This is a genomic window from Streptomyces phaeochromogenes, from assembly GCF_001418655.1.
Taxonomy (GTDB): domain Bacteria; phylum Actinomycetota; class Actinomycetes; order Streptomycetales; family Streptomycetaceae; genus Streptomyces; species Streptomyces phaeochromogenes.
Window position 1 is genome coordinate 32,359 of the sequence record NZ_LIQZ01000269.1, and the last position, 11,312, is coordinate 43,670.

The 11,312-nt window shown below is 69.3% G+C and carries 12 protein-coding genes; 5 read left to right on the forward strand and 7 right to left on the reverse strand.

Annotated features, from left to right (window positions below):
• Window positions 1–30: 30 nt before the first annotated feature.
• Window positions 31–855, reverse strand: coding sequence for an IclR family transcriptional regulator (locus tag AOK17_RS31655; RefSeq protein ID WP_055616006.1), 825 nt, complete (start codon window positions 853–855; stop codon window positions 31–33).
• Between the two features lie 47 nt (window positions 856–902).
• Between AOK17_RS31655 and AOK17_RS31660 the strand changes: the two genes are divergently transcribed.
• Window positions 903–2,618, forward strand: coding sequence for a dihydroxy-acid dehydratase (locus AOK17_RS31660; RefSeq protein ID WP_206190866.1), 1,716 nt, complete (start codon window positions 903–905; stop codon window positions 2,616–2,618).
• Between the two features lie 14 nt (window positions 2,619–2,632).
• Here the strand turns inward: AOK17_RS31660 and AOK17_RS31665 are convergent, their stop codons facing one another.
• Genes AOK17_RS31665 through AOK17_RS31680 form a run of 4 tightly spaced genes read right to left on the reverse strand, consistent with a single transcriptional unit; the run spans window position 2,633 to window position 5,538 of the window.
• Entirely contained in the window at window positions 2,633–3,127 is a 495-nt protein-coding gene (locus tag AOK17_RS31665) for an SRPBCC family protein (RefSeq protein WP_055616007.1), read from the reverse strand.
• Entirely contained in the window at window positions 3,124–3,501 is a 378-nt protein-coding gene (locus AOK17_RS31670; protein ID WP_055616008.1) for a metalloregulator ArsR/SmtB family transcription factor, read from the reverse strand. Before AOK17_RS31670 ends, AOK17_RS31665 begins: the two co-directional genes overlap by 4 nt.
• Before the next feature lie 22 nt (window positions 3,502–3,523).
• Window positions 3,524–4,849, reverse strand: a complete 1,326-nt coding sequence (locus tag AOK17_RS31675) for an MFS transporter (protein WP_055616009.1) — start codon at window positions 4,847–4,849, stop codon at window positions 3,524–3,526.
• Window positions 4,846–5,538: an ArsR/SmtB family transcription factor gene (locus AOK17_RS31680; protein ID WP_055616010.1), complete on the reverse strand. Its 693-nt coding sequence runs from the start codon at window positions 5,536–5,538 to the stop codon at window positions 4,846–4,848. Before AOK17_RS31680 ends, AOK17_RS31675 begins: the two co-directional genes overlap by 4 nt.
• A gap of 101 nt (window positions 5,539–5,639) precedes the next feature.
• On the opposite strand from AOK17_RS31680, the gene AOK17_RS31685 reads away from it, so the two are divergent.
• Window positions 5,640–6,251, forward strand: a complete 612-nt coding sequence (locus AOK17_RS31685) for an NUDIX hydrolase (RefSeq protein ID WP_055616011.1) — start codon at window positions 5,640–5,642, stop codon at window positions 6,249–6,251.
• A gap of 19 nt (window positions 6,252–6,270) precedes the next feature.
• Here AOK17_RS31685 and AOK17_RS31690 read toward each other — a convergent pair whose 3' ends face one another.
• Entirely contained in the window at window positions 6,271–7,845 is a 1,575-nt protein-coding gene (locus AOK17_RS31690; protein ID WP_055616012.1) for a hypothetical protein, read from the reverse strand.
• A 253-nt stretch (window positions 7,846–8,098) separates the two neighbouring features.
• Window positions 8,099–8,506: a RidA family protein gene (locus AOK17_RS31700; RefSeq protein WP_055616013.1), complete on the reverse strand. Its 408-nt coding sequence runs from the start codon at window positions 8,504–8,506 to the stop codon at window positions 8,099–8,101.
• Between the two features lie 150 nt (window positions 8,507–8,656).
• Here AOK17_RS31700 and AOK17_RS31705 point away from each other — a divergent pair, with 150 nt between their 5' ends.
• The 3 genes from AOK17_RS31705 to AOK17_RS31715 form a co-directional block, all read left to right on the forward strand.
• The gene (locus AOK17_RS31705) at window positions 8,657–9,037 is read left to right on the forward strand and encodes a winged helix-turn-helix transcriptional regulator (RefSeq protein ID WP_055616014.1); all 381 of its coding nucleotides are present in this window, start codon (window positions 8,657–8,659) and stop codon (window positions 9,035–9,037) included.
• Between the two features lie 118 nt (window positions 9,038–9,155).
• Window positions 9,156–10,406 carry an NAD(P)/FAD-dependent oxidoreductase gene (locus AOK17_RS31710; protein ID WP_079053386.1) on the forward strand — a complete coding sequence of 417 codons (1,251 nt, stop codon included), beginning with the start codon at window positions 9,156–9,158 and terminating at the stop codon, window positions 10,404–10,406.
• A 151-nt stretch (window positions 10,407–10,557) separates the two neighbouring features.
• The coding region (locus AOK17_RS31715) for an SAM-dependent methyltransferase (RefSeq protein WP_055616015.1) at window positions 10,558–11,312 on the forward strand (755 nt) is incomplete at its 3' end.

Below are 11,312 nucleotides of genomic sequence, written 5' to 3' on the forward strand. Positions count from 1 at the left end.
CTTGGACAGTCGACCCCGGTGGTGGGTCGGTCACCGGTGCGGCTCTCCCAGAGGCCCGAGTACGGCACGAATCTCGTCGAGGGCGCCGACCAGGGTCTCCAGGGGTGTCCGGTACGCCAGTGCGCTGATGCTCAGAGCGCCGGAGGGGGCGGTCGGCGAGGTCGCGTACACCGGCAGGGAGAGACAGTTGACACCGGTCTCGTTCTCCTGGTCGTCGACGCCGTAGCCCCGCTCGCGCGTGATCCGCAGTTCGCGGTGCAGGGCGGCGGCCGAGCACAGGGTCCGCGGAGTGCGGGGCACCAGTGGCGTCGAGCCGATCCAGGCCTCGACGTCGTCGAGCGTGTCCAACTGCTGGGCGAGCAGCAGCTTTCCGACGGCGGTGGTGTGCGCGGGATTACGGCCACCCACCGTCGAGGTCAGCCGGACGGCTCCGGTGGGCGGGTCGACCTTGGCGCGGTAGACGACCTCGCGGCCGTCCAGGACCGCGTAGTGCGAGGTCTCGCCGAACCGGTGGGCCAGTGCTTCCAACGCCGGACGGATACGTACGTGCTCGGGGCGGGCCTCGTGGTGGGCGAAGGCCATCCGGAGGAACTCGTCGCCGAGCACATAGCGACCGCGGACGTCCTGGTCGGCCAGACCGGCCCGGCGGAGGGCACCGAGCGCCCGGTGCACGGTCGGCTTGGGACTGCCGATCACCCGTGTCAGCTCCTCAAGACCCACCCCGTCGGGAAACCGGGCGAGTTCCTTGAGGACGGCGAGCACCCGGTCCGATCCCACAAGTCGGCTGCTCTCGGCGCCTGTTGAGCCGTCCGCGCCGAGGTCTGTCGATCCTTCGAACGCCTGCGTATGCTTCATGGCGTTCCAAAGATTAGACCCCTGTGTCGATTATTGGAAGGAGCTCAATGGTGACGCTCCGCAGCGCCCAGTGGTACGCGGGCCAGGACCGCAACGCCTACATCCACCGGGCGTGGATGCGCCGAGGTGCGCCCGGTGACGCCTTCGACGGCCGCCCCCAGATCGCCATCGCCAACACCGCCTCGGACCTGACCCCCTGCAACGCGCATCTGAACGAGGTGGCGGCATCGGTCCGCAACGGCGTCTACGAGGCGGGCGGCATTCCGCTGGACCTGCCCGTGGTGTCGCTGGGCGAGACACAGGTGCGGCCCACGGCGATGCTCTGGCGCAACATGGCGGCGATGGCCACGGAGGAGATGCTGCGGGCCAACCCCATCGACGGCGTCGTCCTGTTGGGAGGCTGCGACAAGACGATCCCGTCGCTGCTGATGGCCGCCGCCTCGGTGGACCTGCCCGCCGTCGTCGTGCCCGGCGGCCCCATGCTGACCGGCACCTTCCGCGGTACGCCGCTGGGATGCGGCACGGACGTATGGCGGCTGTCGGAGGAGGTCAGGGCAGGCACGCTCTCCCAGGAGCAGTTCACCCGCTCCGAGTCGGCGATGATCCGCAGCCGCGGGCACTGCAACACCATGGGAACCGCCTCCACCATGGCGTTGGTGGCCGAGGCACTCGGCACGGTCGTGCCCGGTGTGGCCGGCACTCCCGCCCCCGACAGCCGGCTGCTGGAGGCCGCGCACGGCACCGGCCGACTGGCGGTGGACATGGTCGCCGCCGACCGGCGGCCGGGCACCTTCCTGACCAAGGCGTCCTTCCACAACGCCATCGTCGCGCTGGCCGCGATCGGCGGCTCGACCAACGCGGTCGTCCATCTCCTGGCGATCGCGGGGAGGTTGGGGATCGACCTGTCCCTCGACGACTTCGACCGCATCGGCTCCAGGGTGCCGGTCCTGGTCGACCTCCAGCCCGCCGGACGCTTCCTCATGGAGGACTTCCACCGCGCCGGAGGCCTCGCCGCCGTCCTGCGCGAGGTCCGCGACCTGCTCGACCCGGACGCCCTCACGGTCACCGGCGAACCGCTCGTGAACCACCTCGACGACGCGCCGATCTGGGACGGCGAGGTCATCCGCACCCGCGCCGAACCGCTTGTCGCCGAGGGCGGCATCGCCGTGCTCCGCGGCAACCTCGCCCCGGACGGCGCGCTCATCAAACCCGCCGCCGCCTCCGCCCACCTGCTGCGCCATCGCGGCCGGGCGGTCGTCTTCGACTCGATCGAGGACTTCCACGCCCGCATCGACGACCCCGACCTCGACGTCGACGCCGACTCGGTCCTCGTGCTGCGCGGCTGCGGCCCCAAGGGATACCCGGGCATGCCCGAGGTCGCGAACATGCCCCTGCCGAAGAAGCTCCTCGAACAGGGCGTCCGCGACATGGTCCGCGTCTGCGACGGCCGCATGAGCGGCACGGCGTACGGCACCGTCGTCCTGCACGTGGCCCCGGAGGCCGCGGCCGGCGGCCCGCTCGCCCTCGCCCGTACGGGGGACCACATCAGCCTCGACGTCCCGGCCCGCCGCATCGACCTCGACGTACCGGCCGACGAACTGGCCCGCAGGACCCCCACCAAGGCCACCGTCACGGGTTTCGCGAGCCCCCGGCGCGGCTGGGAGCGCCTCTACGTCGACCACGTCCTGCAGGCCGACACCGGCGCCGACCTGGACTTCCTCATCGGCTCCAGCGGCTCGGAGGTCAGCCGCGAATCGCACTGACCTATGAAGAACTGCTAGTCGGCCAGGGCCTCGAAGTAGGCCTGCTGCGAGGGGTAGTAGTCGTCGAAGCTCGGCGCCGGAGTGCCGTCGCGTGAGGCGACGAGCATGTCGAGGTAGTACTCCCAGCCCGGTCCGATCTCGCCGATCCCCTTCGTGGTCGTGAGGTGGTGGACGAACTGGAGCTCCGTCGTCCCGGCCGACTCGGACAGTCGCAGTTCCATGCGCCAGTCGCCCGCCTCGTCGGACGTGGAGACGGCGAGGTGCCGCGGCGGCTCGCACGTTTCGATGCGCACCTCGGTCCACGCCTCGCCCTCCTCGAACGCCATCCGGACCCGGATGGTACGACCCGGCGCCGCGTCCCCCTCCCAGGGACCGAACCACCGTGCCGTGCGCTCCGACTCGGTGACGCTCGCCCAGACGTCATCGATGGGCGCCCGGAAGGTACGGGTGAGGATCAGGTCGTTGCCGTCGGCGGTGGGCATGAGCCGGCCGCTGGGTACTGGTTTCATGCGGTGTCCTCCGTACGTTCTCCACGTTCTCCATGTGCTGCCGTGCGACGCATGGACCTCTCACGGCGAGTGCGACGAACCTCCGTCTCAAGGGCGTCCAGCCGCTGATCCCAGCCGCCCGGCGCGCGAATCAGAGCGACCCACTCGGCGACTTCCGCCAGGGGCGCCGCATCGAGCCTGTAGATCCGCCGCCGCCCCACCAACTCGTCCCGAACCAGCCCGCACTCCCGCAACACCCGCAGATGACGACTGACCGCCGGCCGGCTGATGGTGAAACACCGCGCAATCTCCCCCACCGTGAGCGTGGCCCCACGCAGCATGCCGAGGATCTCCCTGCGTACGGGATCCGCTATCGCGTGGGCCACGTCGTCCATGCCTGAAAGCGTAACCCCGTAGTTACGGATTGACCTCCAGTGGGCGTGCCTCGGACGATTCCTTCGGGGCTCTGCGCCCACGCCCGAGGTCCATCTCCCGCCATTCCGGCCGCAAGCCGGTCAGGTTCGTGGCGAGAAAGTACGTGACCCCGCAGGCGACCAGTACCGGCACGAGCCCGACGGCGGCCACCGCTGCCCCGGCGATGAGCCCGCCGATGGGGATGCCGGACCAGGCCAGCGAATCGCCGAGCGCGTTGACCCGGCCCAGTACGGGGCGGGGCACCCGTTCGAAGAAGACGGCACCGATGATCGGGTTGAGGAAGCCCGCGCCGAGCCCGCTCACGGCGAACACGGCCAGCACGACGCCCATCGGCGCGTCGGCGGCGAGGGCCAGAAACCGCGGTGCTCCGGCGAACAGGAACCCGGTGAAGAACACCGCCCGCCGCCGCAGCCGGTGCGCGACCGCTGTGGCCAGCAGGCTCCCGCCGATCGCCGCGACTCCCGCCATGCCGCTCATCAGGCCGATCGCCGTCGGCCCGTTGCCGGATTCCCTGGCCCAGACAGGAACGAGTACCGCACTGAACGCCGCATCCAGCAGGTTGGTGATCCCGACCATGACGATGAGGGCGAGGAGCAGCGGGTCGCCGCGCAGGAAGGTGAAGCCCTCGCCGAACCGTCGCCAGTAGCTCGGCTCCGGCCCTCCGTCCGGCGAGCGGGGTGCCGCGGTTGCGCGTCCCATGTCCCGGGGCAGCGCCACCGCGATGATCACCGATCCGGCCGCGAAACAGGCCGCGTTGACCACAAGCCCCGTCAAGGGGCCGAGCAGAGCCACCAGGGACCCTGCAGCCGCGGGGCCGACCGTGGAGGCGAGCCGCTCGATCACGCCGGACAGGCCCGCGGCCCGCTCCAGCGGTACCCGGCTGCGATCGGCCGCCTCCGGCACCATGACCTCCTTGGCCAGGTCGCCCGGACCACGGGCCGCGCCGATCAGCGCGACCAGGGCCAGCAGCAGGGGAAAGGAGAGCAGGTTCAGGCCGTGGAGGAGGGGAACGACAGCGGCGGCCGTCGCACTGGCCAGGTCGGTGACCCAGGAGACGACGCGCGGGCCCACCCGGTCCACCACCGGCCCGGTGAGCGCCTTGACCACCACGTACGGGGTCATCTCACAGAAGGCGACCAGTCCGGTCTGGGTGGCGCTGCCGGTCGTGACGAGCACGAACCAGGGCAGCGCGATGCCGGAGATCCGAGTGCCCGTCAGCGACACCGCCATCGCCGCGAGCACCCCGCCCAGCGCACGTAAGGTGCGCGCGTCGGCTAAGTCGTCCGTACCGGAGGCCTTCTTCGTCATGGCCTCTCCGTGTCCGCGTCCGTGCCTGCGTCTGTGTCCGTGCCCGCGTTCGTGCCTGCGTTCGTGTCCGTCGGCGTGGCGGGTGCGTCGGGCTCGGGCAGGAGGTGGGTGATCACGGAGAACCGTTCGGCGCCCTCGGGGGCCTGTGCCGCCGCCCCCGGTGTGTCCTGCCGATAGCGGGACATGACGGCTCGCAACTCCTCGTAGAGCGCGGAAGCCTCCTCGGGGGTGATCCGCAGTGGCCAGTCGCTCATGTCGAAGGTGTCCCGCCAGACACGAGGCATGGTCTGAAGCTCGTTGAGTGCCTGCTGGGTGCGTGAGGTGTGGGTGGCGGCGACGGACTGCAGGTAGGCCAGTGTGGCCTCGGGCTCCCGCTCGACCAGCTCCTGATCGTTGAACCACGTCCGCTGGTGCACCGAACGCCACCAGCGCTCCCGCGCGTTGCCGCGTTCGGTGTCCTCCTCGACGAGACCGGCCGCGCCGAGCTGGCGCAGGTGGTAGCTGGCCGTCCCGGAATTGACGCCCAGCCGCTCCGCGAGCCGGGTGGCCGTCGACGGGCCGTGCTTCCGCAGCAGTCCCACCAACTGCACCCGCACCGGGTGCGCGAGGGCACGCAGCCCCTTGGCATCCAGAACGACCGCGTCCGGCTGGGGAGTCGAGTTCTGGAGCTGCTCGCTCGGTTCAGTCATACCGAGTGATTCTAGACCGCAAAGGGTTCTTCGCAAAGACCTCTTTGCGAAGAACCCTTTGCGGTCCATGTCACCCCTCGGCACCACCGCTTCTTGGCATCATGAACTCAGTGAATGCGACCGGTGCTTCAGACGAACGTGACCAGCTTCTTCGTGCACGGCTGACGAGTCTGCTGGAGGGTGTTCGTCCCTGGGACGAACAGGAGCGTGCTCATCTCGCCGAGGCTGTGGAGTGGGTTGCCGGCGGAGCTCCGCTCTATCGGGTACGGAAGCCCGATGTGCCGCCGGTCCATCTCGTCAGCTACTTCGTGGTCCTGGACGAGAAGCAAGGCGAACTCCTGCTGGTCGCCCACCGGAAGGCCGGTCTGTGGCTTCCCAGTGGTGGTCATGTCGAGCCGATGGAGGACCCGTGGGACACGGTGGTGCGTGAGTGTCGCGAGGAACTGTTCATCGACGCCGTGCCGTCGGCGGTCGCCGGTGGTGAGCCGTTCTTCCTGACCATCACGCAAACGCGCGGGCAGGGACGGCACACCGATGTGTCGCTCTGGTACGTCCTGGAGGCAGAGGTCGGCAGCGTCGTCACCTTCGACGAGGATGAATTCTCGGCGATCAAGTGGCTGTCCCTGTCACAGGTCCTCGCCGAACCCGGGGACACTCTCGACCCTCACATGCACAGGTTCACCCGCAAGCTCATGGCCGCGCAGCCAGGGTGAGTGCAGCTCCTCCGTCCGGTCACCGCTCACGTTCAAAGCGCGTCAGCCACCAGGACGTTGGTGTCGGACCCGATCGCGACGCGTTCCTGCGTCGGTGTCCGGCGACGAGCAATGCCGAGCCGGCGAGGGCCGCGATTCCGGTGCCGACGGCCCAGCCGCCAACGCCGCCGCTGCCGTCCTCCTCGGGCAGAGCGCAGGAGACCGTGTCGTTCTCGGCCACCTCGACGGGTGCCGTGTCGTTGCTGCCTTCGGTGTCCTTGACCGGGGTGCCGCCTGGCCCTGATTCGCCGGTCCAGGCCGAGACGGACGCGCAGCCGGAACGGGTGTCGTCGCTGGTGGTGCGCAAGGTGAACTCGTAGAAGACCTTCTGGCCGACCTTGCTGTACTGGCTGCAGGTGTAGCTGCGGCCGCGATTCTTCGTCCGGCAGACCTGGTCGGCCATCTCCTCCTCGGCTTCGGGGTCGTAAGGCGCCCGGATCACCTCGGTGCCGGGCGGTGCGATGAACACGGTCCGGATCTCGCCCGTCTCGGCGGGGCCGTTGTTGCGGTAGCCGACGCGGATGCGGTGGGTCGTGCCGACGTTGCCGCGCAGCGCTGCGCCGATCGCCTCGATGTCGGCGGTGTTCCGCACCGGCACCTTCACCTCCGTCGGCTCAGGGGTGGTGGTGAACGTAGTCCCTCTGCCGCCGGTCGGGTCCGGAGTGAGGGAAAGGAGCGTCCCCTGCCCCGGCGTGAGGCCGGGGCCGGGGTCGTCCACGCAGCACGGCGGGCCCGGGTGTCGTCCGGAGGAGTGGAAGGACCACGCCCCGTAGGACAGTCGCTCGGCAAGTGCGGCACGGCTCGGCTCGACCCGTAGCACCGGCTTCACCCGCATCGTCCCGCCGGGAGCTATGACGGCGTCGGGAAGGAGGCACTGGATGGTGTCGGCGTCCTTGGCGTAGCGGCAGTTGCTGTGCCGGGTGGCCACGGACAGAGCTGCAGTGCCTTCGATGAGCAGGACGACGCCGCGGGCAGGGACATCGCCGGTGTTGCGGATGACGATGGGCACGCTGAAGGTCTCACCGGCAGCGGTCGTCTTGAGCGCGTCACTCTCGTTCACCCGCAGTTCGGGCCGTCCGGCGATCACCTTCAGGCTGCCTCGGACGGCGGGAAGGCCTTCCGGCTTGAGGGTGTAGCTCAGGCTGCCGGAGTCCCCGGCACGGGCCCCGGCTGCCGGGCGGAGCTTCAGCTCCTGCATGTTCCAGCCGTCGGAGTCGGGGTGCAGCTGCTTGGAACAGGTGAAGGACGGCATCCTCGGCCTGCAGCCGTCGGCCCCCGACGCGATGACCGCGACGCCGTCGATCCCCGCCGCGTCCACGGTGAGTTCGGCACTCCGTGGCGGCCCGTCGTACGCGAACTCAAGGCCGAGCACATCGGAGGTGTACGGCTCCTGAGAATGCAGCGGTACGTAGAAATAGTCCTGTGTGATGTCGCGCGGCCCCCTCTCCGCTGCCGTTGCCTGGTCAACGCCCGTGAGAGCGGTCAGCAGGGTCAGGACAATGGCCACCACACACCGGACGGCGACCTCGCGCCGACGGTCCCGTATCCCGAACATTGCGGCAGTATCCCGCACCGCCTCCCGTGCGACCTGCCGCCTGTGGAGCCGAAACAGGGTGGCCGGCCCGGGCGGTTGGGGCCTACGATCATGACCAAGGCGGGGTCGTAGCACAGAGGTAGTGCGCCGCGACATCATCTCGGAGGACGTCGGTTCGAATCCGGCCGCCCCGCCCCTTCAGCGCACGCGGTTCGAGGCCCGCGGCCAAGAACAAGCCACAGGTCGAGAACAAGCTCCAGGCGGAGACGCCTGTTCAGTCGATGATCGCGGTGGCTTCGACCTCGACCAGGAGGTCGGGCGCGGCCAGAGCGGCGACGCCCACCCCGGTGAGCGGTGCGGCCGGGGTGACCCCCAGCTTCGCGGCGGCGCGTGCGACCCCTTCCGCGAACAGGGGCATCTTGTCGGGGGTCCAGTCGACGAGGTAGACGGTCAGTTTCACCACGTTGTCGAAGGAGGCACCGACCTCGGCCAGGGCCGTGCCGACGTTGAGGTAGCACTGCTCGACCTGTGCGACGAAGTCACCCTCGCCGACCGTGACCCCGTCGGCGTCCCAGGCGACCTGCCCGGCGAGGAAGACCATCCTCGACCCGGTGGCGACCGACACCTGCCGGTACAGGTCGACCTTCGTCAGTCCTTCGGGGTTCACCAGAGTGATGGCCATGCTGACTCCTTGGTGAGAGTTCGGAGCCCTTGCGCTGAGGGCTCGTTTCCGTCAGACCACGGTTCCCGTGGTCTCTTGTGGTTACTGGGAAACCGTAGGAGAGTGAGCGCTGACATGGAAGAACGCACTTTTCAGTGACTGGGGAACCTTATGGTGACCAAGCAGTTCAGCGACTCGCCGGACGAGGCGGACTTGACGCGCGCGGACTCTTTGGCGCGGGAGATCTTCTCGGACGTCGCCAACAAGTGGGCACTTCTGATCATCGAGTCCCTTGGTGAGCGCACCCTGCGCTTCAGCGAACTGAGGGACGAGGTCGAGGGCATCAGCCACAAGATGCTCACGCAGAATCTGCGCATGCTGGAGCGCAACGGCCTGGTCGACCGGAAGGTGCACCCCACCGTGCCGCCGCGGGTCGAGTACACCCTCACCGAGCCGGGGCAGGGCCTGCGGGCGACGGTGGACGGAATGTGTGACTGGACCCACCGGTACTTCGGCCACATCGAAGCCTCCCGCCGCAGCTTCGACGGCTGACGCCAACTGCCTTGCCTGCCAGGCAATTTGACGGTCCGGTATTGGACCTGCCGATGGGCATCGCCTACTCTCGAAAATACCTACGGGGGTATCGCGTGGAGATCGTGAGGAGCGCTTCATGCCGTCCATGCCGTCCATGTCCTCCGCCCGCCGTTCCGCTCGGAGGCACCACCGGGTGCTGGTCGTCGGAGGCGGCACCGCCGGTATCACCGTCGCCGCCCGCCTACGCCGAGCCGGCGTCACCGACGTCGCGGTGCTCGAACCGGCGAGCACCCACTGGTACCAGCCGCTGTGGACCCTGGTCGGCGGCGGTCAGGCCCCGCTGGACATCACCCGCCGCCGCGAAGCCTCCGTGATGCCGAGGCGGGTGTGCTGGATCCGCGGGGCCGCCGCGTCCGTCGACCCCGAGGCGCGGACGGTCACCACCACCGAGCACCGCCCCATCGGGTACGACCACCTGGTGCTGGCCCCCGGTCTCCAACTGGACTGGGACGCGGTCCCCGGCCTGGACACCGCCGTCGGACACGGGGCTGTCTCCAGCAACTACTCCTTCGAGCATGCCCCGTACACCTGGGAACTGATTCGTGGCCTGCGCTCGGGCACCGCGGTCTTCACCCAGCCCGCCGGCCCGGTCAAGTGCGGCGGCGCCCCGCAGAAGATCGCCTACCTGGCGGCCGACCGCTGGCGCAGGCAAGGCGTTCTGGACCGTATCCGAGTCGTCCTCGTCCTGCCTACGGACTCCATGTTCGCCGTACCGGTCTGGCGCCGGGCCCTGGAACGGGTCGCGGAGCGCTACGGCATCGAGGTGCGACTGAACTCGGAGATGACCGCTGTCGATGGCGCTGCCCGTCGGCTTACCGTGACCGATCACTCCACAGGCGACGAGGAGACGCTCGCGTTCGATCTGCTCCACGCCGTCCCGCCGCAGAGTGCCCCCGACTGGGTCAAGCGCAGCCCGCTCGCCGATCCCGCCAGTCCGTACGGCTATGTGGAGGTCGACAAGTTCACCCTCCAACACCCGCGCCACCGCAATGTGTTCGCCCTGGGTGACGTCGCGAACCTGCCCACCTCCAAGACTGGCGCCGCCGTCCGCAAGCAGGCCCCCGTCGTGGTCTCCAACCTGCTGGCCGAGATCGAGGCTGATCCCAAGGGTGAGCCCCGTGACCTGCGCCGGTACGACGGCTACACCTCCTGCCCGTTGGTGACGGCACGCGACAGGATGCTGCTCGCCGAGTTCGACTACGACCTGCGCCCGGCACCCAGCATCCCCTTGGTCGACACCACCAAGGAGCGCCGGGACATGTGGCTGCTCAAGCGCTACGGCCTGCCGGCCCTGTACTGGCACGGGATGCTCAGGGGCCTTGCCTAGAAGGCCGGGTGATCCGCGTCCTGCCCAGCCCCTCCACGAAAGCCGCCGCTCGAACCTGTGGGATACGTGAACTGGTCTACGCACCAGGCCAGTTGGGACGTACGTTGTGCGTTGAATCATCCACGCCTCGGCCGAGAGACGGGCTGCACTCATGACCGACCACGCGACGCCGCCCGGACCCGACGTGCACCAGAAGATCGACACTTCGGTGCCGCACTCCGCGCGGATCTGGAACTACTGGCTGGGCGGCAAGGACAACTACCCCGTGGACAAGGAGGCCGGCGACGCGTACACGGCCGTCTTCCCCGGCATCGTGACCATCGCCCGCAGCAGCCGCGCCTTTCTGCGCCGCAACATCACGTACCTGGTCGCCGAGGCGGGCATCCGGCAGTTCCTGGACGTCGGAACCGGTCTGCCGACCGCTGAGAACACCCATGAGGTCGCCCAGCGCATCGCGCCGGAGTCCAGGATCGTCTACGTCGACAACGACCCGCTGGTGGTGGCCCACGCCCGCGACCTGCTCCACTCCACCCCGGAGGGGGCGACGGCCTTTGTCGACGCCGACGTGCTGGACCCGGAGCGCATCCTGGCTGCCGCCGCCGAGACGCTGGACCTCACCCGCCCCACCGCCCTTGTCCTGAGCAACATCCTGGGTCACGTCGCCGACCACGACCAGGCGCGTTCCATCGTCACCCGCCTGATGGACGCGCTGCCGTCCGGCAGTTTCCTCTCCATCAACGACGGCTCGCGGGGCATCGATCCGGTCTTCGAGCAGGCCCAGGACGCCTACAACGAAAGCGGCGCCGTCCCGTACAACCTGCGAACCGTCGACGAGATCACGGCGTACTTCGACGGCCTGGACCTCATCGAGCCCGGGGTCGTCTCGGTCCCCCTCTGGCGCCCGGA